The sequence below is a fragment of the Citrobacter sp. Cpa228 genome (assembly GCF_030333085.1).
Lineage (GTDB): Bacteria > Pseudomonadota > Gammaproteobacteria > Enterobacterales > Enterobacteriaceae > Citrobacter > Citrobacter pasteurii.
Map to the genome: position 1 here is coordinate 52,184 of NZ_JAOWGQ010000035.1, position 26,872 is coordinate 79,055.

Sequence of the window (26,872 nt, forward strand, 5' to 3'; positions counted from 1 at the left end):
ATAACAGGCCATTCAGCACCGACCACTTTACGGTTGGCGCCAAAAACACCACGGCACTGCAATGATTGTTGCGAATGGTTTCTTAAAATCGCCTAAATGGCAATTAAAGCATTCAAAAAATGAATAGATTGTGCGAGAAAGCAGCGATTATGTTGTGAATAAGTAGCACGTTTAGCATAACGCGCTACTGAACAACGCAGAGGTGATGTCAGAGATTGCCGGTATAGTGCCAGCGGAGATAACGTAATAAACGAAGTTGGCGGGTGATACGACTCGGTTGCAGCAGCAAGCGATACAGCCACTCCAATCCCAGGCTCTGCCAGAATTTGGGCGCGCGCTTTACGTGCCCGGTAAACACATCGTAGGTGCCGCCCACGCCCATATACAGCGCATGCGGATGGACCTGGCGACAATCGCGCATAAAAATTTCTTGTTTCGGCGAACCCATCGCCACGGTAACAAGTTGCGCGCCGCTGGCATGAATACGCTCAAACAGCGCCTGACGCTGATCGGCGGTAAAATAGCCGTCCTGACTGCCAACAATATTGACGTGCCATTGTGCGCGCAGTTTTGCCTCTGTTTGTGTCAGAACATCAGGCTTACCGCCAACCAGGAATACGGGCGTTCCTTCCTTCCCGGCGCGTGCCATCAGCGCTTCCCAGAGATCGGCACCCGCCACACGTGATACCTGCGCCTGCGGGAATTTTTTACACACGGAACGCACCACGCTGATCCCATCCGCATATTTAAACTCAGCGGCTTCGATCAACGTCCGAACCTCTGGGTTATCCTCCGCTGTCAGCATTTTTTCAGCGTTAATTGCTACCAGCGTCCCCTGCCTGAGACGTCCCTCGGCAAACAGGTAATTCAGCGCATGTTGCATATCGCGCCAGCCAATCAGTTCTAATCCGCGCAGTGAATACAGCGGCGCAGTTGTGTTATCTGTCATTACGATCCTTCAACCTGTGTCCGGGGCACCGACTTTATTCGTTTATGGATGAGTCCCGCACTATCAAACAGCCAGTACAACAATTTTGCCACCAACAGACAGATACCGAAAATCACGAGGAAAAAGACAACTCGCGAGACAAACGAATCTAACCCTTCACGTGCCAAAACGATCATATTAAAAATGGCACCGAAACAGAAACTGTGCAAAATCGCCGACTTATAGCGATTAGTTTCCCGGTTGCCTAATTCATACAACCAGTCGAACCATTTAATAATTAGGCCAACCACAATCGCACCTAACGGTATAAACAAGGCACCTCCCATCACCACCAGCGAACCAATCAGCGTCGGGGAGATAGCCAGGCCCGAGTGGTTGTTCAGCACTTCCCAGGTAAAATAGTTTGCGGAATTGAGCACAATGCCAGGTCGGCCCGGCCACAGCCAGGACGGTATAAAGACGTAGAAATCACGGACGATCGGCGCCAGTCCCTGAAACTCAATATTGTGGTAATTTTGCAGCAATAGCGCCAAATTCTCCCACGGCGAGAAGGTATCGCGCGTCAGGTACAAGAACGTATAGAACGCCTCATCGCCGCTGACGTTCATCCCGTAGCGTTTCAGCGCCAGCCAGAACATCCCGACAATACCCAATACACCCGCCGCGGCCAGCATCCACAGCGAAATCCAGCCGCGAATAATGCCGATAAACAGGAAAATGGCAAACGCGATAATAATATTGGCGCGGGTTCCGCCAACAATCATGTACGTCAGCAAACCAAATGCAACGGTACTCACCAGGAAGAACAGCCACGCTTTGCTGTCCTGACGCAGGAAGTAGACCACCAGCATCGCCGGAATGAAGAAGTAGAAGAAGCGTTTCAGAGCCACCCCGGAGACTTCACTGGAGAAAATCTGGCTATAGGATTGCAGCCTGAATAGCAGGAAACCGTTGTGCATAAAGAAAATGCCCACGCTCACCAGCGCAATCGCCATCAGGATAATCCAGGTCAAATGTGCTTCAACGCGATTGATGGTAAACAGCGGTTTGCGCGTTCTCTCCGGGCTCCGTTTCCGCAGACGTGTTTTATAGGTCACATAGTACACTGCGTAGAAACAGGCAGCGGACAGCAACGCCTGCAGCAGAATTTCCGGCGGGGCCACCGCCACATCAAAGCGAAAGACCAGCACGCTGGTCAACGGAAAACCAAAGAAAAACGTCAATAAAAACAGCAATGAGAAGAAGACATTGAAGTTAAACCGCACGCGTCGGAATTCAAACCAGGTCAGCGTGGCGATAAACAAAGTCGAGAGCAGCCACACCACCAGCAGACCGCTGAATTGCATCAGACTCATACGGTTTCTCCTGAGGCAATGCGCAGCGCGTTATGCCACGGTTGCAGATAATTCGGGCTAAAGAAAGTAATTGCACTTTTATCAACCGATGCCAGCTGGCGCTGCGCCTCGCGTACAATGCCTTCATTGAGTACATCTGTCGTAAACAGAACCGGGATGTTTTGCTCTGCCATATCCTGCCAGAATGGGTTTTCACGATTGAGCACGCACGGGATCCCCGCCTGAATCAGCAGACACAATGTACCAATCCCCTGCTGACGGGCAAAAATAAAGTAACCCAGATCGCACTGACGCAGTAGCGCCAGATAGGCATCAAACTCCAGCTTTTCACTGAGAATTTGCAGGTTATCGGCGCTAAATAACGCCAGACCCGCCTGGCGCACGTCTTCAATATAGCCTGCATTATTTGCCGGGTAACCCATTGGCACAATCACGTTCACCGTATCACCAAACTGCTGATGAACAGCGCGTAGCGCGGCAATATGCTCATTACTGCGATCGCCAGAGTTCCCGACCAGGATCGTCATCTTGCCACTACGCTGACATTCACTGCTCATGTTATTGAGCGCGGGATCCATCCGCGTCGGGAAATAGAGCAATTCCCCGCGTACACGTGGATGCAGCTCAGCGAAATAACTCAGATCGCCTCGCGTGGCAAAGACACAACCCACGCGGTTTTGTGCCATTCGGCGAATCGGGTAAAACAGACGGAATTTCAGCCCACTGGAGACTTCATACAGATCGGCACCCCAAATATGCCAGTAAAACTGCTCAGGCTTAATCCCCCCGTTCAGCAATGCCAGCCACAGGCTGGTATTGAACTGCCCATGAAAGAAGAAACGCTGCTGGCGATCCGTCTTAGCTTTGGCGATAACGGCCTCTGCCAGCGCCTTCTTTCCGCCGTAGAAACTCAGTGATAATGCCGGGCAGCTCTCGCTAAATCCCGTATCCTGACCGGCAACCATAAACACGCGCGCGTGCTCGCTTGTTGCAGCCAACGCGTCGTTGAAGAACCGCAGCACGGTTTGGTTATGGTGAGGGATATCCGATCCCAGAACGTGAATCAGTACAGTCATACCCGCCTACGCCAGAGTAAAAACACGCCACAACAAAGAGAAAAATAGACGATGTACGTTGCCATATAGGCCTGTGCCGCGCCCAGAGCACCATGCACGGGGATCAACCAGTGAGCAAATGCCGTCAACAAAATGAACTGGCTAATTTCGGCCAGAATATAAAACCGCAGCGAGGCCTTCGCGATCACCAGATAGCCAAATACGTAGGCACCCACTTTCAGTACATCCCCCACCAGTTGCCAGGCAAACAAATCACGCATGGCGGTGAATTTAGCGGAGAAAAGCAGCCAGATAGCAAAATCACGTAACAGCCAGACGGTAAAACTCGCGGCGGCAACTGCCGGCAATACAAATTTCAGCGATTTGATAACTTCATGCGTGATGTCGCGCTTTTCAGTCAGGCGAGACAGTGTTGGCAGCAGATACACACTGAATGAAGCGGTAATAAATTGCAGGTACGCATCAGAGATACTGCTCACCCCCTGCCAAATCCCCACGTCATCCCAGCTGTATTGCGCCGCCAATAGGTTTCGCATCATCACATACGCCACTGGCAGCGTCACAGAGGTAATGAGCGCCATCAACGTAAACTTGCTGAGTTTCCCTGCCAGCCCGTTATCCCAGGAAGGTTTCAGGTATTGCACAGGGAGGGCTCCACGCTTGATCAGCATAAGCATGGCGGGCACCACCACCAGCGCTGGCACCAGCGCCAGCCCCAGCAAAGCACCTTCGTATCCGCCCAACCGATAGCAACCGTAGTAGGCCACGACGCCGACCAGGCTGCCAATAATCAGCGATAGCGCATTACCTGCGGCATCACGGAATCCTTTCATCAACGCCAGCAACAGGTTTGCCCAGGCAATCCCCATCTGTACCAACGCAACCAGGCGTACCAGCCCCTGAAAATGCGTATGACCAAACAATCCCTGACTGATAGGCGCTGCTGCCAGCAAAAAAATCGCCGCCATCAGCGTAGAGAATCCCAACACCATAGCGGATGATGTCCCCACCACCTTACGCAACCGCGCCGGGTCATCATGGTGCTGCGCAACGTATTTCGTGACGCCGTTGAAAATCCCAGCGCCCGCCAACACGCCAAGCACGGTGACCATCTGACGGAAGTTTCCCGCCTGGCCCACACCCGCAGGGCCGAAAGAGACCGCCAGCAGTTTTACCACCAACAAGCCCGCACCAATTTTTACCAGCGTACTGGTAGCCGTCCACAAGGACGCTTTAGCCAGCGACATATCAGGAGAAGTAGTTGAGTAAGGTCGTAATCACTGTGCGCTGGTTAACCGGCGACAGGTTGTAAAACAGCGGCAGACGCAACAGGCGTTCACTCTCTTTGGTGGTGTAACGATCGACTCCGGAAAACACGCCAAATTTATCGCCAGCCGGACAATCATGCAGCGGAATATAATGGAATACCGCCATAATTTCGGCTTCTTTCAGGAAGTTAATCAACGCCGTGCGATCGTCAATATCACGCAGCTTGATATAAAACATATGGGCGTTCTGCGCACAACCTTCCGGGATGACGGGTAAATCAATACGCCCGGCACGCGCCAGCGGTTCGAGGGCATCATAATAATTCTGCCACAGCACCAGACGCTGATGATTAATACGCTCTGCCGCTTCCAGTTGCGCCCACAGATAGGCCGCCTGGAGATCGGACATCAAATAACTGGAGCCAATATCACGCCAGGTATATTTATCAACCTGACCGCGGAAAAATTGACTGCGATTCGTCCCCTTTTCACGGATGATTTCTGCACGTTCAACTAATTTACGGTCGTTGATCAGCGTCGCCCCGCCCTCACCGCCTGCGGTATAGTTTTTGGTTTCATGGAAGCTAAAGCAGCCGATGTGACCAATGGTCCCCAGCGCACGACCTTTGTAAGTCGACATGACGCCCTGAGCAGCATCTTCCACCACGAACAGGTTGTACTGTGACGCCAACGCCATAATGGTATCCATTTCACAGGCAACCCCGGCGTAGTGCACCGGCACAATAGCACGGGTTTTCTCGGTAATCGCCGCTTCAATCAGCGTTTCATCAATGTTCATGGTATCCGGGTGGATATCGACAAAGACGATTTTTGCGCCACGCAGCACGAATGCGTTCGCGGTAGAAACGAATGTGTAACTGGGCATGATGACTTCATCGCCGGGCTGGATGTCCAGCAATAATGCCGCCATCTCCAGTGATGCGGTACAGGAAGGCGTCAGCAGTACTTTCTCACTGCCAAAATGCTGCTCCAGCCATTGCTGGCAACGGCGGGTAAAACCACCATCGCCACACAGCTTGCCGCTGCTCATCGCTGACTGCATGTATTCAAGCTCGGTTCCCACCACCGGCGGTGCGTTAAATGGAATCATTTTGTCACCTGTATAACCAGTACGCGGTGCTTTCCACATTTGCACCGCTCTGTATATAACGTTTAAGCGCGGCGGTGTTGCCCATCTGGGTCGCCACCCGCAATGTTGTTTTACCGCGAGCCTGTGCCCAGCAAAGCGCAGCTTGCATGAGTTCGGCACCCGCACCACGACCAGCCAGTAAGCCAATACGTGCATCAGTATCATTGACGTCACGTAGTGAGACATAACCGCGAATCCCACCTGTCTGTGTGCGAAAAATGAGGCACTGATGATCGAACGTGCCCAGCACAGCGTTTTCTATCCACTGTGCATAAAAACGCGCACTGGCCTCCACGGGATACCACGGTGCGCGGAAACGACTTTGGGCGAACGCCTCTCCTGCCAGTCGACGCAGTAGCGGGATATCCGCAGCTTGTGCCACCTGTGCACCGGGATTTTCACGGGCACACGCCACCGGCAGAACAAAGTCCATCTCACCTTCGACCAGTGAAAAGCCCAACTGCTGCAGGGCATCTAATTCATGAACATTAGCGGAAGGTATTTTTGCCTGCACCCGTTCCCAGCGCTGTAAAACTTCTGCTGTCAGGATCGGTGCGTGCGGGTCAAACCGTACGATGGCGCTATTCACGCCAAAGAACGTATTTTCCCAATCCAGAGGCTCAATACTGGCGCGGACGGGCACGGAGAAGCTCCAGCAAATATTGGCCGTAGCCTGTTTTAGCCAGAGAGCTGGCGGCACGTCTTACACCTTCATCATCCAGCCAACCATTGCGCCATGCTATCTCTTCCAGGCAGGCGATTTTAAAGCCCTGACGTTTCTCTACCGTCTGCACAAAAGTACTCGCTTCAATCAGACTGTCGTGCGTACCGGTATCCAGCCAGGCAAAGCCACGGCCAAGCAGCTCAACGGTCAGATTGCCATCGTCAAGGTACATCTGGTTAATGGAGGTAATTTCCAGTTCCCCACGCTCAGAAGGTTTCACGCGCTTTGCATATTCCACTACCTTACTGTCGTAGAAATAGAGTCCTGTCACCGCCCAGTTTGATTTTGGTTCTTTCGGCTTCTCTTCCAGCGAGACTGCCCGAAAATTGTCATCAAACTCCACCACACCGAAACGCTCAGGATCCATTACCTGATAGCCAAATACCGTCGCACCTGTCGTGCGGGCGGCGACATGGCGAAGTTTTGGACTAAATCCCTGACCAAAGAAGATATTGTCCCCAAGTACCAGACATGACGGTTCGCCGTTAAGGAACGTTTCACCAATAATGAACGCCTGTGCTAAACCATCCGGGCTGGGCTGCTCTGCATAGTGCAATGCAATACCGAACTCAGAGCCATCTCCCAGCAAACGCTGGAAATACCCTTTATCTTCCGGTGTGGTAATAATCAGGATCTCGCGAATTCCCGCCAGCATCAGTACCGATAGCGGGTAATAGATCATGGGCTTATCGTAAATAGGCAATAGCTGCTTCGATACGCCGCGCGTAATGGGGTACAGGCGAGTACCTGAGCCACCAGCCAGAATGATACCTTTCATATGATCCCTCCTCCGGGCGCCAAAACCAGGCTGTTAGCCCTTCAGGCCCAAACGCTCACCCTGGTAGCTGCCATCCTGCACGGGTTTCCACCAGGCCTCATTTGCCAGATACCATTGCACGGTTTTACGCATCCCACTTTCAAACGTTTCCTGCGGCACCCAGCCAAGTTCACGCGCAATTTTTGACGCATCAATGGCATAGCGCAAATCATGGCCTGGGCGATCTTCAACATAGGTGATCAGTTCACGATACCGCATAACACCTTTTGGTTTTTGCGGCGCCAGTTCTTCCAACAAGCTGCAAATCGTTTCGACCACGTCCAGGTTTTTACGCTCGTTATGACCACCAATATTATAGGTCTCGCCAACCGCACCTGTTGTCGCGACGCAATAGAGCGCCCGGGCATGATCTTCCACATACAGCCAGTCACGAATCTGCTGTCCGTTGCCGTACACCGGCAGAGGTTTTCCCGCCAGTGCATTGAGTATCATCAGCGGGATCAGTTTTTCCGGGAAATGGTAGGGCCCATAATTGTTGGAGCAGTTAGTCATTAACGTTGGCAGCCCGTAGGTGCGCAACCAGGCTCGTACCAGATGATCGCTGCTGGCCTTTGACGCTGAATAAGGACTACTCGGTGCATACGGCGTCGTTTCGGTAAAGAAATCATCCGTAGAATGCAGATCGCCGTACACTTCGTCGGTTGATATATGGTGGAAACGAAACGCCTGCTTTTTATCATCGGTTAACACATTCCAGTATGCGCGAGCGGCTTCCAGCAACGTGTAGGTCCCGACAATATTGGTTTCAATAAATGCGGCGGGACCATCAATAGAACGATCGACATGACTTTCTGCCGCCAGGTGCATCACGCAATCCGGCTGATACTGTTGAAACACGTTGTCGAGCGCCAGGCGATCGCAGATATCCACGTGTTCAAAGGCAAAACGGGCATTCTGTGCAACCGGCGCCAGCGACATCAGGTTTCCGGCATAGGTTAACTTATCAACCACTACCACGGCATCCCGAGTCTCATTAATGATGTGACGCACAACCGCTGAGCCAATAAATCCTGCACCACCGGTAACCAGAATTCGTTTCATTAGCGCCAGACTCCTTTGGTATCAACCACGTATTGCTGGTGCACCGCATCGCCTTTAATCGCTTTAAATTCATTATGGTCAACCAGCATCACCAGCACATCGGCACTTGCCAATGCAGCATCCAGTTTCGCCAGTTGACACAGGCCATCCAGTTTTTTCGGCAACTGATGGATATTCGGTTCAACCACCAACGTCTCGCCGCTGTGCCAGCGTGCGATACTTTGCGCCACCCCCATTGCCGGGCTTTCACGTAAATCATCAATATTCGGTTTGAACGCCAGACCAAAACAGGCAATTTTTACGTCGCTGGCACGTTTATTAGTCTCCGTCAAACAATCCGCTACCGCGGCTTTTACCCGATCGACAACCCAATGAGGCTTACTGTCATTTACCTCACGTGCTGTGCGGATCAATCTCGCCTGCTGTGGGTTCTGCGCCACAATAAACCACGGGTCGACTGCGATACAGTGTCCGCCAACGCCAGGTCCAGGCTGCAAAATATTAACCCGCGGGTGACGGTTCGCCAGACGGATCAGTTCCCAGACGTTAATCCCCTGATCGGCGCAAATCAGCGACAGTTCATTAGCAAAGGCGATATTGACATCGCGGAAGCTGTTTTCGGTCAACTTGCACATTTCTGCGGTGCGGGCATTAGTCACCACGCATTCACCTTCGAGGAAGATGTTGTACAGTTCACTGGCGCGCATAGAGCAAACGGGGGTCATTCCGCCAATCACACGGTCATTTTTAATCAGTTCAACCATCACCTGCCCTGGCAGCACGCGCTCCGGACAATAAGCAATATTTACGTCAGCCTGTTCCCCCGTCTGCTGCGGGAAAGTCAGATCAGGGCGCATTTCTGCAAGCCATGCTGCCATCTGTTCCGTTGCCCCGACGGGTGACGTCGATTCAAGGATCACCAACGCCCCTTTTTTCAGCACCGGCGCAAGCGACTTCGCTGCGGCTTCAACATAGACCATATCGGGTTCATGCTCCCCCTTGAAGGGGGTCGGCACAGCAATCAGATAAGCGTCTGCTTCAACAGGTGTTGTAACCGCACGCAGAAAGCCATTTTCGACTGCTGTTTTCACCACAGCACCCAAATCAGGTTCAACGATGTGGATTTCACCGCGGTTAATGGTACCCACCGCATGTTGATTTACATCTACGCCAATAACATGTTTTTGACGGGAAGCAAAAGCGGCCGCCGTCGGCAGTCCGATATAACCCAGCCCAATGACAGAAATGGTCGTAAAACTCATAGCGATATCCGATTATTTTTTAACGCGTGTAAAATGCGGCCACACGCCTGCCCATCACCATACGGATTATGGGCGCGGCTCATGGTCTGATATTCATTTTCGTCATGCAGCAAGCGCGTGACTTCTGCCACAATACGCTGAGGGTCAGTCCCAACCAGACGTACTGTGCCTGCGGTAATGGCTTCTGGCCGTTCCGTTGTTTCTCGCATCACCAACACCGGTTTGCCCAGAGAAGGGGCTTCCTCCTGAATCCCGCCGGAATCGGTAAGGATAAGCCAGGCATGATTCATCAGCCAGACGAATGGCAGATAGTCCTGTGGCTCAATCAGGATCACGTTTTCAACATGACCCAGGATTCGATTTACCGGCTCGCTAACGTTGGGGTTCAGGTGTACCGGATAGACAATCTGTACATTCTGATTAGCCGCGGCAATTTCCGCCAGTGCATGGCAGATTTGCTCAAAGCCGCGACCAAAGCTTTCCCGACGATGACCGGTCACCAGGATCATCTTCTTATCCGCATCCAGGAAAGGATAGCGCTCAGCCAGTTCAGCGCGCAGCGCTTCATTTCCGAGTACACGATCGCGAACCCAGATCAACGCATCAATAACCGTGTTCCCCGTAACAAAAATACGGCCATCCGGAATGGTTTCACGCAACAGGTTTTGGCGAGAATTTTCAGTTGGGGAAAAGTGATACATTGCCAGGCGTCCGGTCAGTGTACGGTTTGCCTCTTCCGGCCAGGGAGAATAGAGATCGCCAGTTCGCAACCCAGCCTCAACATGTCCCACCGGAATACGCTGATAAAACGCGGCCAGACTGGTCGCAAGGGTTGTTGTTGTGTCACCGTGGACTAGCACCACATCAGGTTTAAACTCAGCGAGGATTGGTTTTAATCCTTCCAGAATTCGGCAGGTAATTTCTGTCAGTCCCTGACCTGGCTGCATAATATTGAGATCGTAGTCAGGTACGATGGAAAAGAGGTGCAATACCTGATCGAGCATCTCCCGATGCTGTGCAGTGACGCAAACTTTCGCGTCGAAATCAGGATCTTTAGCCAGCGCATGAACCAGAGGAGCCATCTTAATGGCCTCCGGTCGCGTACCAAATACAGTCAGTACTTTCACATCGATTCTCTTCGGATTGGCAGTGAGAGCCCAGCCCCTCACTGCAACGGTATTGCTAAATCGAACGGCGACGGGTTAACGCGACACCAGCACCGATCAGAGCCCCAACGATGCCCCACATAATCATCAGGAAAGCACGACGTGGGCTATCACGTTTTACCGGTTCTTCCGGCGTCCGCAAATAACGATAGGTCTGAAAACGCGGATCCAGGGTCGGTCCTACGTTCAGCGTGTTCAGCATGGCTCTGTTTTGAAAATAGTCCATATCAAAATCTGGGCCAACAGATTGCAGGTTTTCGAGTCGCGCCTGCAACATAGGGCGTCCGAGTAAAAACAACTCAGAATCAGGCAACTCTTCAGCAGGGACATCGGTAGAAGTACGCGAAATATTATGCTGCTCAGCAATTTTGAGCGCTTGTTCAATGTTATGAACACGGCGAGAGAAAATCGATTTTGCTACCTCTTCCTGCCGTTTGACCTGCGCTTTCATTTGCACCGTCCGCGCAGCCCATGCGCCTTTCAGCTCATCGTTCAGATGACGTGCTGCTCGCTGGCTGGCAAAGGCCACGTACTGGCGCAGCAGATTGTTGGCATCAGGCGCCGTTTCCGCAATAAGCTTCACGCTGTCATTGGTGTTCCGCAACGCATCACCTGGCATAAACTGAATGTTATTGATCAGTTCATCCAGCAGCGCGGCATCGGCTTTACTGTTTCCGACCATACGCTGCTTGTAATAATCAGTCTGCTGCCAGAATTCACGACGCGTATCCCAAGAGGCAAGCTGCATGATAAATTCTTTATAGGCTTCATCCATCACCGACGGCTGGTCCGTTGATGCGAGGCTGGCCTTAATATCCAGGTTGCGCAGGAACTGTTGTTGAGAGTAATAGCCCCCCAACATATTCACCGTAGGCTTGTCTGAAATAGCCGTTGCGCTCCACTCCTGACGGGCGAAAAAAGTATAGGCGAGAGCAATAAGTGCAAATGCGAGCGCCATACCGACAATCCACACTTTCCCTGCCCATAAGGTACGAAACAACCCACGGATATCCAGTTCATTTTCAGCGCTCATGGCGTCTTCCCCCGGTAATGGTTGTGTCATCGCATCCTCAATTCACTTGGTTAAGTTTGGTTTGCCTTCACGAATTCTTCGCAGTCTGCGCTTCACTCGCTTGATAAATCTCGCCACTTTCCAGGCACGCTTGATACAGTATCCGTAGAGGCCAAATGCCATTAAAAACAGCACCAGCATGGCCCATTCCGGAACCAAACGGAAATATTCAGCCAGCACACCGATCGATGCCAGCACGGCCGCCGCCAGCGTAATCAGAACAAATGCCTGGCGGGAAGTAAACCCTGCCCGCATCACCAAATGATGAATGTGCTGGCGATCGGCTGAGAACGGGCTCATGCCCTTACGCAAACGGCGGTACATGATCGCCACCATATCCATTAACGGGATGGCGATAATCCACAGTGCGGTAACTGGGCTTATAGGATGTGTTTTGCCCTGCGTGGTTTCCAGCAGGATCCAGATGATGGTAAAACCAATCAGCGTACTGCCGGCATCACCCATGAAGACTTTATAACGGCGCCCAAGAACGCCCAGGTTCAGCAGAATATAAGGCAGAATGGCGGCGATCATCGCAAAACACCATACGGCCAGACTCGTCTGCCCATCGAACCACAGGATAAACCCCATCGCCGCAAATGAAACGCTGGACAGCCCACCTAACAGGCCGTCAATACCGTCCACCATATTGAAAGCATTAATTGCCGCCCAGACGGCAAACAGCGTCAGTAAATAGCCAAACGGACCAAGAATCATCTCCCAGGGGCCAAAAATATACCCAAGGCTAAGAAGATAGAGTTTGCCAACCGACATCATGATAATGCCGATCGCGGCCTGGATAGTTGCGCGGATTTTTACACTGATATCAAAACGATCGTCCAGCGCGCCAACCAAAACCAGCACGCCGGCACAGGCCAGATAGAGAGAAGCATGCGGGATGTAATAATCAGCAATCACAAACGTAAAGCAAATACCTGCGTAAGCCGAAATCCCCCCAACCAGCGGGATCAATCCTTGATGCCGTTTGCGAAAGTTGGGTTTATCCACTAAACCAATCTTTTTTGCGACCTTACGCGCAAAGAAAAGAAACAGTGTTGTGAATAAAAAAATACTGATGAGATCAGTGCTTACTGTCAGTAAATTCACAATGCATGCTCTCAGAGAAAATTAATAGCAGAAGTATAACCACGAAGACCTTTATTCAGAAGGGAAACCCGTCTCCATATCCGATGGTTCTGTATAATTATCAACCACAAGATACAAATTACGAATCTTTTTCAACCTGGCGGTATGTCATACCGTATTATTGTTATCGTGTCGTTAAGATTACAGGCATAAAAGCAAAACGCCACGTAAAAACGTGGCGTTTTCGGATGATGCCTGAATTATGAGCGCTTCATCATATCGAAGAAGTCATCATTGGTCTTCGTCATCGCCAGCTTGTTAATGAGGAACTCCATTGCATCAATTTCACCCATCGGATGGATGATTTTGCGCAGGATCCACATTTTCTGCAGCTCTTCCTGGGTGGTAAGCAGCTCTTCTTTACGGGTACCGGAACGATTGTAGTCGATAGCCGGGAAGACGCGTTTTTCAGCGATCTTACGAGAGAGGTGCAGTTCCATGTTGCCGGTACCTTTAAACTCTTCGTAGATAACTTCATCCATTTTAGAGCCGGTATCGATAAGCGCAGTCGCGATGATGGTCAGGCTGCCGCCCTCTTCCACGTTACGTGCCGCACCGAAGAAACGCTTCGGACGGTGCAGGGCGTTAGCGTCCACACCACCGGTCAGGACTTTACCGGAAGCCGGAACCACGGTGTTATAAGCACGCGCCAGACGCGTGATGGAGTCGAGCAGGATGATAACGTCTTTCTTGTGTTCAACCAGACGTTTCGCCTTCTCGATTACCATTTCCGCAACCTGAACGTGGCGAGATGCGGGTTCGTCAAAGGTAGAAGCCACAACTTCACCTTTAACCAGACGCTGCATCTCGGTCACTTCTTCCGGACGTTCGTCAATCAGCAACACCATCAGCACACAGTCCGGGTGGTTGTAGGCAATGCTCTGCGCAATGTTCTGCAGCAGCATGGTTTTACCCGCTTTCGGCGGTGCCACAATCAGACCACGTTGACCACGACCGATCGGCGATGCCAGATCCAGTACGCGCGCCGTTAAGTCCTCGGTAGAACCATTACCACGCTCCATACGCAGACGGGAGTTTGCGTGCAGCGGCGTTAAGTTTTCGAAGAGGATTTTGTTACGGGCGTTTTCCGGTTTGTCGTAGTTAACTTCGTTAACTTTCAACAGCGCAAAATAGCGTTCACCTTCTTTCGGCGGGCGAATCTTACCAGAAATGGTATCACCAGTGCGGAGGTTGAAACGGCGGATTTGGCTTGGAGAAACGTAGATGTCATCAGGACCGGCGAGGTAGGAACTGTCTGCAGAGCGGAGGAAACCAAATCCATCCTGCAATATCTCCAGCACACCGTCACCAAAGATATCTTCGCCACTCTTTGCGTGCTGCTTCAGGATGGCAAAAATAATGTCCTGCTTGCGCATACGAGCCAGGTTTTCAAGGCCCATATTTTCGCCGAGAGTGATCAGCTCAGAAACCGGCGTATTCTTTAATTCGGTAAGATTCATAATGGTGTGAGTTCTTAAACTTGGGGTAAATCTCGAACTTAATGTTGTGAATGGTATGGCAGGGTCATCCATGCCTGTTTACGGCCATCGACTCATGTCTGTTCGCTGTCTGGTCACAGGAAAGTACGCAGAACTGAAACGACAAGACGGATTGAGTGACAAGGCCCTGAATCTGTCTACTTCTCGCACGAGAAACAACGGGAAGTATTGGATAAAGCTAGATTCAAACTTAATAAGGTATGTTTAATACGAAGTCAACACTAACTTAGCACGACTCAAGTCGGGCGTCCAGTCATCCGAATCATTTCGAAGTATGGCCGCCCGATCATGATACTTCCTTACGCTAAGTTAGCGTCGAGGAACTCTTTCAACTGACCTTTGGACAGCGCGCCGACTTTAGTCGCCGCAACTTCACCGTTTTTAAACAGCAGAAGGGTCGGGATACCACGAATACCATACTTCGGCGCGGTGCCTGGGTTTTGGTCAATGTTCAGTTTCGCAACCGTCAATTTGCCCTGATATTCGTCAGCGATTTCATCCAGAATCGGAGCGATCATTTTGCACGGACCGCACCACTCTGCCCAGAAATCAACGAGGATAGCTCCGTCCGCTTTGAGTACATCCGTGTCAAAACTGTCGTCAGTCAGGTGAATAATTTTATCGCTCATAATAACTCCACAGGAATAAGCCTGGTGTGTTGGTGTTTACACATCATCCTTCAAGCGCCTTTTTGTTGGCTGTGCGCTGCGTCCTGGTCACGTACTCAATACGCTTCTTTGGACCCATTCACTTGCCATCTCGACGCATCATGAATGAATTGTGTACAGTATTAACCAACTAAAGGTTGACTTTATTTCACCGGATACGCTTTCGTAAAGCAATAGTAAGCTGATATTCTACCACACTATGAGCAAAACACATTTAACAGAACAGAAGTTTTCCGACTTCGCCCTGCACCCAAAGGTGATAGAAGCCCTTGAAAATAAAGGGTTTCATAACTGCACGCCCATTCAGGCCCTCGCGCTGCCGCTAACGCTGGCAGGTCGTGATGTTGCAGGGCAGGCGCAAACCGGTACCGGAAAAACGATGGCGTTCCTGACGTCAACGTTTCATTATCTTCTCTCTCATCCCGCGATTGCCGATCGCAAGGTGAACCAACCGCGTGCGTTAATTATGGCGCCAACGCGTGAGTTAGCCGTGCAGATCCACGCCGATGCCGAGCCGCTGGCACAGACCACCGGTCTGAAATTAGGCCTGGCTTATGGCGGTGATGGCTATGACAAACAGCTGAAAGTGCTGGAAAGCGGCGTCGATATTCTTATCGGCACTACTGGTCGTCTCATTGACTACGCAAAACAGAACCATATCAACCTGGGCGCGATTCAGGTCGTGGTACTGGATGAAGCCGATCGTATGTACGATCTCGGCTTTATTAAAGACATTCGTTGGCTGTTCCGCCGTATGCCGCCAACCACTCAACGCCTGAACATGCTGTTTTCTGCCACCCTCTCTTACCGCGTTCGCGAACTGGCGTTCGAACAGATGAATAACGCCGAGTACGTTGAAGTCGAACCGGAACAGAAGACAGGTCATCGTATTAAAGAAGAACTCTTCTATCCTTCCAACGAAGAGAAAATGCGTTTGCTGCAAACGCTGATTGAAGAAGAGTGGCCAGATCGCGCCATCGTCTTTGCGAACACTAAGCATCGTTGTGAAGATATCTGGGGCAGCCTTGCCGCTGACGGTCATCGCGTAGGCCTGCTTACCGGTGACGTGGCGCAGAAAAAACGTCTGCGTATCCTTGATGAGTTCACTCGTGGCGATCTGGACATTCTCGTTGCGACGGATGTCGCCGCGCGCGGTCTGCATATCCCAGCCGTAACGCACGTATTTAACTATGACCTGCCGGATGACTGTGAAGATTACGTCCACCGTATCGGTCGTACCGGTCGTGCTGGCGCGAGCGGTCACTCGATCAGCCTGGCCTGTGAAGAATACGCGCTGAATTTACCCGCTATCGAGACCTATATTGGCCACTCGATTCCGGTTAGTAAGTACAACCCAGATGCGCTGATGACCGATCTGCCGAAGCCGTTACGCTTAACGCGCCCACGCACTGGCAATGGCCCGCGTCGCACCGGTGGTGCTCCGCGTAATCGTCGTCGTTCAGGTTAAGAAAAGTTATGCCATACACAAAATCATTCAGCCTGCATCAAGGCGGCAAGAAAACGAATCCCGATGAGCTTACTTTAGTAAGTGATTCGGGTGAGAGAACGCAGCCAACACAGATACAGGCTGAAGGATGAAGTGTATGAATTCTACTTCGCTGTATGCGGCAATTGATCTCGGCTCGAATAGTTTTCATATGCTGGTCGTACGCGAGGTGGCGGGAAGCATCCAGACGCTCACGCGTATCAAACGCAAGGTGCGTCTGGCTGCCGGCCTGAACAACGACAACGCTCTCTCCGCTGAAGCCATGGAACGCGGCTGGCAATGCCTGCGCCTGTTTGCTGAACGCCTGCAGGATATCCCGCAACCGCAAATCCGCGTGGTCGCCACGGCAACATTGCGCATCGCGGTAAACGCCGATGTCTTTATCGCCAAAGCGCAAGAGATCCTCGGCTGCCCTGTCCAGGTCATCAGTGGTGAAGAAGAAGCGCGTCTGATTTATCAGGGTGTTGCCCATACGACCGGCGGAGCCGATCAACGCCTGGTCGTTGATATTGGCGGCGCCAGTACCGAGCTGGTTACCGGCTCCGGCGCACAAACCACCTCCTTGTTTAGTCTGTCAATGGGCTGCGTTACCTGGCTCGAACGGTACTTCACCGATCGTAATCTGGCACAGGAAAACTTTGACGAAGCCGAGAAAGCGGCTCGTGAAGTTCTGCGCCCCGTCGCCGATAAACTGCGTTTTCATGGCTGGAAAGTTTGCGTCGGTGCCTCCGGTACCGTCCAGGCGTTGCAGGAAATCATGATGGCGCAGGGTATGGACGAGCGCATTACGCTAGCCAAACTTCAGCAGCTTAAGCAGCGCGCTATTCACTGCGGTCGTCTGGAAGAGCTGGAAATAGAAGGATTAACGCTGGAACGTGCGCTGGTTTTCCCCAGCGGATTGGCCATTCTGCTCGCCATTTTCACCGAACTGAACATTCAGTGCATGACCCTGGCCGGCGGCGCACTGCGTGAAGGTCTGGTCTACGGTATGCTGCACCTGCCAGTCGATCAGGATATTCGCAGCCGTACGCTACGTAATATTCAGCGTCGGTTTATGGTTGACACCGATCAGGCGAACCGCGTCGCACAGTTGGCTGTACATTTATTCGATCAGGTGAAAGATGAGTGGCATCTTGAGGCCATTAGCCGTGAACTGCTGCAAAGTGCCTGTCAGCTGCATGAAATAGGGCTGAGCGTGGAATATAAGCAGGCACCGCTGCATGCCGCCTGGCTGGTGCGTAATCTCGATCTTCCGGGTTTTACCCCCGCGCAAAAAAAACTGTTAGCCACGCTGCTATTAAATCAGACCAACCCAGTCGATCTCTCTTCGCTGCACCAGCAAAACGCCGTGCCGCCGCGTATCGCTGAGCACCTTTGCCGTTTACTACGTCTGGCGATCATCTTCGCCGCACGCCGTCGTGACGATTTAGTACCGCGCATCATCCTGCAAGCTCAGGATGAAAATCTGACGCTAACGTTGCCGGAAGGCTGGCTGGAACATCATCCATTAGGTAACGAGTTGATCGATCAGGAAATCCAGTGGCAAAGCTATGTCCACTGGCCGCTGGAAGTGCGTTAGATGCTGGCTGCCGGATGGCGCTCACGCTTATCCGGCCTACCAAATAAATATTACTTCTCTTTGGCTTTCGCCATCATAGCCCGGATATTCGCAATGCTGGCCTGCCCCTTTTGCATCCGCTCCTCAGCGCTCACCACTTTACGCTCCTGTTCCCAGATTACATCATCCTGTGGCAGTTCAAGCAGGAAGCGGCTCGGCTCCGGGCGCACCAGCTCCCCGTACTGACGGCGCTCCTTGCACAACGTGAAGATAAGCTCTTTCTGTGCACGGGTAATGCCGACATAGGCCAGACGACGCTCTTCATCAATGTTGTCTTCATCAATGCTGCTCTGATGAGGTAAGAAGCCCTCTTCCATTCCCACCATAAACACATACGGGAACTCCAGCCCTTTTGAGGCATGTAACGTCATCAACTGCACCTGGTCCAGCTCTTCTTCGCTTTCTCCGCGCTCCATCATGTCGCGCAGGGTAAAACGGGTAACAACCTGAGTCAGGGTCATCGGCTCTTCCAGCTCACTGCCTTCCAGCATCTCCGTCATCCAACTGAACAACGTGTTGACGTTTTTCATACGCATCTCTGCCGCTTTCGGGCTCGGCGAGGTTTCATACAGCCAGGATTCGTAATCAATGCCGTGGATCAAATCGCGTACGGCGGCAACCGGCTCACGCTCCGCCAGGCGTTGGATTTCCCCCAGCCAGTGCGTAAAGCGGGTTAGAGAATCATAACCGCGGCCGGTCAGCGTCTGGCTAAGCCCCATATCAAAACTGGCGGTAAACAGGCTTTTATTCCGCGTCATGGCCCACTCACCCAACTTTTGCAGGGTCGCCGGACCGATCTCACGCTTCGGTGTATTAACAATACGCAGAAACGCGCTGTCGTCATCCGGGTTGCTCAGCACACGCAGGTAGGCCAGCAGATCTTTGATTTCCGGACGCGAGAAAAACGATGTCCCCCCGGAAATTTTGTACGGGATGCGGTTCTGCATCAGGAATTTTTCGAACACCCGTGACTGGTGGTTGCCGCGATACAGGATCGCATAGTCCTTATACTGCGTCTTATTCACAAAGTGATGAGCAATCAACTCCCCGGTCACACGTTCCGCTTCATGCTCTTCGTTGTTGGCGCTCAGTACTTTCAACTCAGGTCCGTAGCCCAGCTCAGAGAACAACCGCTTTTCAAATACGTGCGGATTGTTAGCAATGAGAATATTTGCGGCCTTCAGGATACGTCCGGAAGAACGATAGTTCTGCTCCAGCTTAACCACCTGCAGCGCCGGAAAATCTTTGCTCAACAGCACCAGGTTTTGCGGACGCGCACCACGCCACGAGTAAATCGACTGATCGTCATCACCCACAACGGTGAAGCGTGCACGGCTGCCCACCAATAACTTCACCAACTCGTACTGGCTGGTGTTGGTATCCTGATATTCATCCACCAGCAGGTAGCGAATCTTGTTTTGCCAGCGCTCACGTACCTCTTCATTGCGCTGCAACAGCAGCGTGGGGAGCAGGATCAGATCGTCAAAGTCGAGAACGTTACACGCCTTCATATGCGCGTCGTACAGACCATAGCAGTGAGCAAAAATACGATCGCGCTCGCCTTTCGCGCTGGCCGCCGCCTGTGCCGGGGTCATCAGATCGTTTTTCCAGTTGGAGATCGTCGAGATCAGCTGTTGAAGGATAAGTTTATCGTCCTCAATTAACCCTTCGGTCAGCTCTTTAAGCAGAGCCACCTGGTCGGTATCGTCAAACAGCGAGAAATTCGACTTCATCCCCAGCGCCGCATATTCGCGCTTGATGACGTCCAGCCCCAGAGTGTGGAAGGTGGAGATCATCAATCCACGCGCCTCTTTACGACCCAGCGTTTGCGCCACGCGCTCTTTCATCTCGCGCGCGGCCTTATTGGTAAAGGTCACAGCCGCAATATGGCGTGCCTGATAGCCACATTCACGGATCAGATGGGCGATTTTGTTAGTGATAACTCGCGTCTTACCGGAACCCGCGCCCGCCAACACCAGGCAAGGTCCGGTGACGAATTCGACGGCTTGTTGTTGTCCGGGGTTCAAACGCATAAAGGGTCACTCATGAAAGTCGGGAGGGGAGAATAACAGCGTGGTAGTATAGCCAGCCTTAACCACCCCACTCAAGGCACGATCATGGCAAAAACAGCAGCAGCAGTGCATATCCTTGTTAAAGAAGAGAAACTGGCACTGGATCTTCTGGAACAGATTAAAAACGGCGCCGACTTCGGTAAGCTGGCGAAAAAGCATTCCATCTGCCCATCAGGCAAACGCGGCGGTGATTTAGGCGAGTTCCGCCAGGGCCAGATGGTTCCGGCGTTCGATAAAGTCGTCTTCTCTTGCCCGGTGCTGGAGCCAACTGGCCCGCTGCACACACAGTTCGGTTACCACATCATTAAAGTGCTGTACCGTAACTAATAAAAAGCCCGGTGCGTTCAGGCGCCGGGCTTTTTTTCCGGATGGCGGCTACGCCTTATCCGGCCTACATCTGCTGTGCGTAGGTCGGGTAAGCGCAAGCGCCACTCGACATCCTATTTAGCCAGCAACTGCAATACGTTTCATATCCGTCATATAACCACGCAGTTTCTTACCAACCTGCTCGATAGCGTGGCCGCGAATAGCTTCGTTCACGTCGCGCAGTTGAGCATTATCTACCGCACCTTCGGCAATCGCTTTGCCCAGATCGCCGGTCTGCAGGGTAGTCATAAACTCTTTCAGCAGCGGTACGCATGCGTAAGAGAACAGGTAGTTACCGTATTCTGCGGTATCGGAGATAACCACGTTCATTTCGTACAGACGCTTACGGGCGATGGTGTTCGCAATCAGCGGCAGCTCGTGCAATGATTCGTAGTAAGCAGACTCTTCGATGATGCCGGAATCAACCATGGTTTCGAACGCCAGCTCAACGCCCGCTTTCACCATCGCAATCATCAGAACGCCTTTATCGAAGTACTCCTGTTCGCCGATTTTGCCTTCAAACTGCGGGGCGGTTTCGAACGCGGTTTTACCGGTCTCTTCACGCCAGGTCAGCAGTTTCTTATCGTCGTTGGCCCAGTCAGCCATCATGCCAGAAGAGAATTCACCGGAGATGATATCGTCCATGTGCTTCTGGAACAGCGGCGCCATAATCTCTTTCAGCTGTTCGGACAGCGCATAAGCGCGCAGTTTCGCCGGGTTAGACAGACGGTCCATCATCAGGGTGATGCCGCCCTGCTTCAGCGCTTCGGTGATAGTTTCCCAACCGAACTGAATCAGTTTTTCTGCATAAGCCGGGTCGGTACCTTCTTCCACCAGCTTGTCGAAGCACAGCAGAGAGCCCGCCTGCAGCATACCGCACAGGATAGTCTGCTCGCCCATCAGATCAGATTTCACTTCTGCCACGAAGGAGGATTCCAGTACGCCAGCGCGGTGACCGCCAGTTGCCGCAGCCCAGGCTTTAGCGATGGCCATGCCTTCGCCTTTTGGATCGTTTTCCGGGTGCACCGCGATCAGGGTTGGAACACCGAAACCACGTTTGTACTCTTCACGCACTTCGGTGCCCGGACACTTCGGCGCCACCATCACTACAGTAATGTCTTTACGGATCTGCTCGCCCACTTCGACGATGTTGAAGCCGTGGGAATAGCCCAGCGCCGCGCCGTCTTTCATCAGCGGCTGTACGGAACGCACCACGTCAGAGTGCTGTTTGTCTGGCGTCAGGTTAACCACCAGGTCAGCCTGCGGGATCAGCTCTTCATAGGTACCGACTTTGAAGCCGTTTTCGGTCGCTTTGCGCCAGGAAGCACGCTTCTCAGCGATCGCTTCTTTACGCAGGGCATAAGAGATATCCAGACCGGAGTCACGCATGTTCAGGCCCTGGTTCAGACCCTGCGCGCCACAGCCGACGATGACCACTTTTTTACCCTGAAGGTAGCTTGCGCCATCGGCGAATTCGTCGCGACCCATAAAGCGACATTTGCCCAGCTGTGCCAGCTGCTGGCGCAGGTTCAGTGTATTAAAGTAGTTAGCCATGGTGGTGTACTCCGTGATGTTGTGTTGTGGTGCTTATTATTCGGTTCGCGTTTCAGCGGGATTAGACTCACATTACAACAGGAAATTTATTGCGGAAATTGATATATTCACAACGTCACATTGCAATTTATGCAACGTAGAAACCCGGAGGCTCGTCTGTGGATTTACGCGATCTGAAAATGTTCCTGCATCTGGCGGAAAGCCGCCATTTTGGCCGCAGCGCACGGGCGATGCACGTCAGCCCGTCCACGCTTTCCCGGCAAATTCAGCGTCTCGAAGAAGACCTCGGCCAGCCGCTGTTTGTTCGCGATAACCGTACGGTCACGCTCACCGAAGCGGGTGAGGAGCTGCGCGTGTTTGCCCAACAGACGCTGCTGCAGTATCAGCAATTACGCCATACTATTGATCAGCAAGGACCGTCGTTGTCCGGTGAACTGCATATCTTCTGCTCAGTGACTGCCGCCTACAGCCATTTACCACCGATCCTTGACCGCTTCCGCGCCGAACACCCGTCGGTGGAAATCAAACTCACTACCGGTGATGCCGCCGATGCGATGGATAAAGTAGTCACTGGCGAGGCCGACCTGGCGATTGCCGGGAAGCCGGAAACGCTGCCTGGCGCGGTGGCCTTTTCCATGCTGGAGAATCTGGCTGTGGTATTGATAGCGCCAGCACTGCCTTGCCCGGTACGCAATCAGATTTCTGTAGAAGCCCCTGACTGGTCAACGGTACCCTTTATCATGGCTGACCAGGGGCCAGTTCGCCGCCGTATTGAGCTATGGTTCCGGCGCAATAAAATCAGCAATCCGTCGATTTACGCCACGGTGGGCGGTCACGAGGCGATGGTATCCATGGTCGCACTGGGCTGCGGCGTAGCATTGTTGCCAGAAGTGGTGCTGGAAAACAGCCCGGAGCCGGTACGTAACCGCGTGATGATTCTGGAACGTAGCGACGAAAAAACACCGTTCGAGCTGGGCGTATGCGCACAAAAAAAGCGGCTGCATGAGCCGCTTATTGATGCTTTCTGGAAGATATTGCCGAATCACTAGCCGCCGAATGGCGGCGCAAGCGCCTTATCCGGCAGATAGTCAGGGCGTAGGCCTGATAGGCGCAGTGCCATCAGGCTTCCCAAACATCACCCCGCGAGAAAAAAACGAAACGCCGGGTTATGTGTTTCATCGTGACAGTCATAGCCCAGTTCGTTCAGCCGCGTTTCGAAATCAGGTTCGTGCTCACCCAACTCAAACGCCGCCAGTACACGGCCGTAGTCAGTTCCATGACTGCGATAGTGGAACAATGAAATATTCCAGTGCGTCCCCAGTGTATGCAGAAACTTCAGCAGCGCCCCCGGCGATTCCGGGAATTCGAAGCTGAACAGCCGTTCCTGCAAGGGTTTCGACGGACGGCCGCCAACCATATAGCGCACGTGCAGCTTCGCCATTTCGTCGTCGGACAGATCCACGACGCTGTAGCCGCCGTCGCTAAGCAACTGGAGGATTTCTTTACGTTCTTCCAGACCACGACTCAGGCGTACGCCGACAAAAATGCAGGCATCTTTGGCATCGGCAAAGCGGTAGTTAAACTCGGTCACTGAACGCCCACCCAGCAACTGACAGAATTTCAGGAAACTGCCCTTCTCTTCCGGGATGGTCACCGCCAGCAGCGCTTCGCGCTGTTCCCCCAATTCACAGCGTTCAGACACGTAGCGCAGGCCATGGAAGTTAACGTTCGCACCGGACAGCACATGTGCCAGTCGTTCACCGCGAATATTGTGCTGGGCGATGTACTTTTTCATCCCCGCCAGCGCCAGCGCCCCGGAAGGTTCCGCCACCGCACGCACGTCTTCGAACAGGTCTTTCATCGCCGCACAGATAGCATCGCTATCAACGGTAATGATGTCGTCGAGGTATTCCTGGCACAGACGGAAAGTTTCGTCGCCGATACGCTTCACCGCCACACCTTCAGCAAAGAGGCCAACGCGCGGAAGATCGACCGGTTGGCCGGCATCCAGCGCCGCTTTCAGGCAGGCAGAATCCTCAGCTTCAACGGCAATCACTTTGATTTGTGGCATTAGCTGTTTGATCAGCACTGCGACACCGGCGGCCAGACCACCGCCACCGACCGGTACAAAAACACGGTCAAGATGGGCATCCTGCTGCAGTAACTCCAGCGCCAGCGTACCTTGCCCGGCAATCACCATCGGGTGATCGAATGGCGGGACCCAGGTAAAGCCTTGCTGTTGCGACAGCTCAATTGCTTTGGCTTTGGCTTCATCAAAGTTCGCCCCGTGCAGCAATACTTCGCCACCGAAACCGCGCACGGCATCGACTTTGATATCAGCGGTAGCTGTCGGCATGACAATCAGCGCCTTCACGCCTAAACGCGCAGAGGAAAAAGCGACGCCCTGGGCATGGTTTCCTGCTGATGCAGTGATCACACCATGCGCTTTCTGCGCTTCAGTCAGTCCCGCCATCATGGCATAGGCTCCGCGCAGCTTGAAGCTGTGCACGGGTTGACGGTCTTCGCGTTTCACCAGAATTACGTTATCGAGGCGCGAAGAGAGCTTGTCCATTTTTTGTAGCGGCGTGACCTGCGCTGCTTCGTACACCGGCGCACGCAGTACCGCTCTGAGATATTCAGCACCTTCCGGCGTGCCGGACAGGGGTTGTGAATCCGCCATCGTCTTAACCCCCCAGTTTCGATTTATCGCGCACCGCACCTTTGTCGGCGCTGGTTGCCAGGCTGGCATAGGCGCGCAGGGCAAAGGAGACCTGACGCTGACGATCTTTTGGTGTCCAGGCTTTGTCACCGCGAGCCTCCTGCGCTTCACGACGCGCAGCAATTTCCGCATCGCTCAACTGCAGTTGAATACCACGATTCGGGATATCGATAGCAATCATGTCGCCATCTTCAATAATCGCGATATTACCGCCGCTGGCCGCTTCCGGTGAAACGTGGCCGATAGAGAGGCCCGAAGTACCGCCAGAGAAACGGCCATCTGTTATCAGCGCACAGGCCTTGCCAAGACCCATTGATTTCAGGAAGGTGGTTGGGTAAAGCATTTCCTGCATCCCAGGTCCGCCTTTCGGCCCTTCGTAGCGAATCACCACCACGTCGCCGGCAACCACTTTGCCGCCAAGAATAGCCTCAACCGCATCGTCCTGACTTTCATACACTTTTGCCGGGCCGGTGAATTTCAGGATACTGTCATCCACGCCCGCAGTTTTCACGATACAGCCGTTTTCCGCGAAGTTACCGTACAGCACGGCTAAGCCGCCATCTTTGCTGTAGGCGTGTTCCAGCGAACGGATACAGCCTTCGGCGCGATCGTCATCCAGCGTGTCCCAGCGGCAGTCCTGCGAGAACGCCTGAGTGGTACGGATGCCCGCCGGGCCAGCGCGGAACATTTTCTTGACCGCTTCGTCCTGGGTAAGGGTGATGTCGTACTGCTCCAGCGTCTGTGCCAGGGAGAGGCCGAGGACGTTTTTCGCGTCGCGGTTCAGCAGGCCAGCTCTGTCCAGCTCGCCGAGAATCCCCAGCACGCCGCCTGCGCGGTGTACATCTTCCATATGGTATTTCTGGGTACTTGGCGCCACTTTACACAGCTGCGGAACCTTGCGGGACAGCTTATCGATATCACTCATGGTGAAGTCAATTTCCGCTTCCTGCGCCGCCGCCAGCAGGTGCAGAACGGTGTTGGTGGAGCCGCCCATGGCGATATCCAGGGTCATGGCGTTTTCAAACGCCGCCTTGCTGGCAATGTTGCGCGGCAGCGCAGAAGCATCATCCTGCTCATAGTAGCGTTTAGTCAGCTCAACGATGCGTTTACCCGCATTAAGGAACAGCGTTTTACGATCAGCGTGAGTCGCCAGCAGAGAACCATTACCCGGCTGCGACAACCCAAGCGCTTCGGTCAGACAGTTCATCGAGTTCGCGGTGAACATCCCTGAGCATGAGCCGCAGGTTGGGCAAGCAGAACGTTCAACCTGCTCGCTCTGCGAGTCGGAAACTTTCGGATCGGCGCCCTGAATCATCGCATCAACCAGATCGAGCTTGATAATTTGGTCAGAGAGCTTGGTTTTCCCGGCCTCCATCGGGCCGCCGGAAACAAAGATCACCGGAATGTTCAGGCGCAGGGAGGCCATTAACATCCCCGGGGTGATTTTGTCGCAGTTAGAGATACAGACCATCGCATCGGCGCAGTGGGCGTTAACCATGTACTCAACAGAGTCAGCGATCAGCTCGCGCGACGGCAGTGAATACAGCATGCCCCCGTGGCCCATGGCGATACCATCATCCACAGCAATGGTGTTGAACTCTTTCGCCACACCGCCTGAGGCTTCGATTTGTTCGGCAACCAGCTTACCGAGATCGCGCAGGTGGACATGGCCCGGCACAAACTGGGTAAAAGAGTTCACCACAGCGATAATCGGTTTACCGAAGTCGTCATCGGTCATCCCGGTGGCGCGCCACAATGCGCGGGCACCCGCCATATTACGGCCATGGGTGGTGGTGGCAGAACGATACTTAGGCATGCTGTA

General features: G+C 53.0%; 23 protein-coding genes. 4 read left to right on the forward strand and 19 right to left on the reverse strand.

Annotated elements, in window-relative coordinates:
• Nucleotides 1-208: 208 nt before the first annotated feature.
• The 15 genes from wecG to trxA all read right to left on the reverse strand — a co-directional run bounded on the left by wecG (nt 209) and on the right by trxA (nt 15,175).
• Nucleotides 209-949, reverse strand: a complete 741-nt coding sequence (gene wecG, locus OGX91_RS04185) for a lipopolysaccharide N-acetylmannosaminouronosyltransferase (RefSeq protein ID WP_005133328.1) — start codon at nt 947-949, stop codon at nt 209-211.
• On the reverse strand, nt 949-2,304 hold the full coding sequence (gene wzyE / locus OGX91_RS04190; protein ID WP_040230069.1) for an ECA oligosaccharide polymerase: 1,356 nt from the start codon (nt 2,302-2,304) through the stop codon (nt 949-951). The genes wecG and wzyE overlap by 1 nt, the downstream gene beginning before the upstream one ends.
• On the reverse strand, nt 2,301-3,380 hold the full coding sequence (locus OGX91_RS04195; protein ID WP_286625534.1) for a TDP-N-acetylfucosamine:lipid II N-acetylfucosaminyltransferase: 1,080 nt from the start codon (nt 3,378-3,380) through the stop codon (nt 2,301-2,303). The genes wzyE and OGX91_RS04195 overlap by 4 nt, the downstream gene beginning before the upstream one ends.
• A complete protein-coding gene (gene wzxE / locus OGX91_RS04200) occupies nt 3,377-4,627 on the reverse strand; it encodes a lipid III flippase WzxE (protein ID WP_005133335.1) in 1,251 nt (416 codons plus the stop codon). The genes OGX91_RS04195 and wzxE overlap by 4 nt, the downstream gene beginning before the upstream one ends.
• 1 nt (nt 4,628) lies before the next feature.
• Nucleotides 4,629-5,759, reverse strand: coding sequence for a dTDP-4-amino-4,6-dideoxygalactose transaminase (gene rffA, locus OGX91_RS04205; RefSeq protein ID WP_040230067.1), 1,131 nt, complete (start codon nt 5,757-5,759; stop codon nt 4,629-4,631).
• A gap of 4 nt (nt 5,760-5,763) precedes the next feature.
• Entirely contained in the window at nt 5,764-6,441 is a 678-nt protein-coding gene (rffC, locus tag OGX91_RS04210; RefSeq protein ID WP_040230066.1) for a dTDP-4-amino-4,6-dideoxy-D-galactose acyltransferase, read from the reverse strand.
• Entirely contained in the window at nt 6,419-7,300 is an 882-nt protein-coding gene (rfbA, locus tag OGX91_RS04215) for a glucose-1-phosphate thymidylyltransferase RfbA (protein ID WP_005133346.1), read from the reverse strand. The genes rffC and rfbA overlap by 23 nt, the downstream gene beginning before the upstream one ends.
• A gap of 33 nt (nt 7,301-7,333) precedes the next feature.
• The gene (gene rffG / locus OGX91_RS04220) at nt 7,334-8,401 is read right to left on the reverse strand and encodes a dTDP-glucose 4,6-dehydratase (protein ID WP_040230065.1); all 1,068 of its coding nucleotides are present in this window, start codon (nt 8,399-8,401) and stop codon (nt 7,334-7,336) included.
• Complete coding sequence (gene wecC / locus OGX91_RS04225) at nt 8,401-9,663, reverse strand: UDP-N-acetyl-D-mannosamine dehydrogenase (RefSeq protein WP_286625540.1); 1,263 nt, start codon at nt 9,661-9,663, stop codon at nt 8,401-8,403. The genes rffG and wecC overlap by 1 nt, the downstream gene beginning before the upstream one ends.
• Complete coding sequence (wecB, locus tag OGX91_RS04230) at nt 9,660-10,790, reverse strand: non-hydrolyzing UDP-N-acetylglucosamine 2-epimerase (RefSeq protein WP_005133351.1); 1,131 nt, start codon at nt 10,788-10,790, stop codon at nt 9,660-9,662. Before wecB ends, wecC begins: the two co-directional genes overlap by 4 nt.
• A gap of 55 nt (nt 10,791-10,845) precedes the next feature.
• The gene (gene wzzE / locus OGX91_RS04235; protein ID WP_005133352.1) at nt 10,846-11,892 is read right to left on the reverse strand and encodes an ECA polysaccharide chain length modulation protein; all 1,047 of its coding nucleotides are present in this window, start codon (nt 11,890-11,892) and stop codon (nt 10,846-10,848) included.
• A gap of 12 nt (nt 11,893-11,904) precedes the next feature.
• Nucleotides 11,905-13,008: a UDP-N-acetylglucosamine--undecaprenyl-phosphate N-acetylglucosaminephosphotransferase gene (gene wecA / locus OGX91_RS04240; RefSeq protein WP_005133353.1), complete on the reverse strand. Its 1,104-nt coding sequence runs from the start codon at nt 13,006-13,008 to the stop codon at nt 11,905-11,907.
• A gap of 239 nt (nt 13,009-13,247) precedes the next feature.
• A complete protein-coding gene (gene rho, locus OGX91_RS04245; protein ID WP_002437993.1) occupies nt 13,248-14,507 on the reverse strand; it encodes a transcription termination factor Rho in 1,260 nt (419 codons plus the stop codon).
• A gap of 78 nt (nt 14,508-14,585) precedes the next feature.
• Entirely contained in the window at nt 14,586-14,669 is an 84-nt protein-coding gene (locus tag OGX91_RS04250) for a rho operon leader peptide (RefSeq protein ID WP_101743114.1), read from the reverse strand.
• A gap of 176 nt (nt 14,670-14,845) precedes the next feature.
• Nucleotides 14,846-15,175 (reverse strand): thioredoxin TrxA, encoded by a 330-nt coding sequence (gene trxA, locus OGX91_RS04255; RefSeq protein ID WP_001280776.1) that lies wholly within the window; start codon nt 15,173-15,175, stop codon nt 14,846-14,848.
• Nucleotides 15,176-15,413: 238 nt separating this feature from the next.
• Between trxA and rhlB the strand changes: the two genes are divergently transcribed.
• Together rhlB and gppA are read left to right on the forward strand one after the other, a co-directional pair.
• Nucleotides 15,414-16,682: an ATP-dependent RNA helicase RhlB gene (gene rhlB / locus OGX91_RS04260; protein WP_003829013.1), complete on the forward strand. Its 1,269-nt coding sequence runs from the start codon at nt 15,414-15,416 to the stop codon at nt 16,680-16,682.
• A 136-nt stretch (nt 16,683-16,818) separates the two neighbouring features.
• A complete protein-coding gene (gppA, locus tag OGX91_RS04265) occupies nt 16,819-18,300 on the forward strand; it encodes a guanosine-5'-triphosphate,3'-diphosphate diphosphatase (protein WP_040230060.1) in 1,482 nt (493 codons plus the stop codon).
• A gap of 50 nt (nt 18,301-18,350) precedes the next feature.
• On the opposite strand, the gene rep is transcribed toward gppA, so the two are convergent.
• Complete coding sequence (gene rep / locus OGX91_RS04270; protein WP_286625541.1) at nt 18,351-20,372, reverse strand: DNA helicase Rep; 2,022 nt, start codon at nt 20,370-20,372, stop codon at nt 18,351-18,353.
• An 84-nt stretch (nt 20,373-20,456) separates the two neighbouring features.
• Here rep and ppiC point away from each other — a divergent pair, with 84 nt between their 5' ends.
• Nucleotides 20,457-20,738: a peptidylprolyl isomerase PpiC gene (gene ppiC, locus OGX91_RS04275; RefSeq protein ID WP_003017999.1), complete on the forward strand. Its 282-nt coding sequence runs from the start codon at nt 20,457-20,459 to the stop codon at nt 20,736-20,738.
• Nucleotides 20,739-20,855: 117 nt separating this feature from the next.
• On the opposite strand, the gene ilvC is transcribed toward ppiC, so the two are convergent.
• A complete protein-coding gene (ilvC, locus tag OGX91_RS04280; RefSeq protein WP_005133363.1) occupies nt 20,856-22,331 on the reverse strand; it encodes a ketol-acid reductoisomerase in 1,476 nt (491 codons plus the stop codon).
• A gap of 158 nt (nt 22,332-22,489) precedes the next feature.
• Between ilvC and ilvY the strand changes: the two genes are divergently transcribed.
• The gene (gene ilvY, locus OGX91_RS04285) at nt 22,490-23,380 is read left to right on the forward strand and encodes an HTH-type transcriptional activator IlvY (protein WP_005133364.1); all 891 of its coding nucleotides are present in this window, start codon (nt 22,490-22,492) and stop codon (nt 23,378-23,380) included.
• 86 nt (nt 23,381-23,466) lie between these two features.
• Here the strand turns inward: ilvY and ilvA are convergent, their stop codons facing one another.
• Together ilvA and ilvD are read right to left on the reverse strand one after the other, a co-directional pair.
• Nucleotides 23,467-25,011 (reverse strand): threonine ammonia-lyase, biosynthetic, encoded by a 1,545-nt coding sequence (ilvA, locus tag OGX91_RS04290; protein ID WP_040230057.1) that lies wholly within the window; start codon nt 25,009-25,011, stop codon nt 23,467-23,469.
• A 4-nt stretch (nt 25,012-25,015) separates the two neighbouring features.
• Complete coding sequence (gene ilvD, locus OGX91_RS04295) at nt 25,016-26,866, reverse strand: dihydroxy-acid dehydratase (RefSeq protein ID WP_005133366.1); 1,851 nt, start codon at nt 26,864-26,866, stop codon at nt 25,016-25,018.
• Between the last annotated feature and the right edge of the window lie 6 nt (nt 26,867-26,872).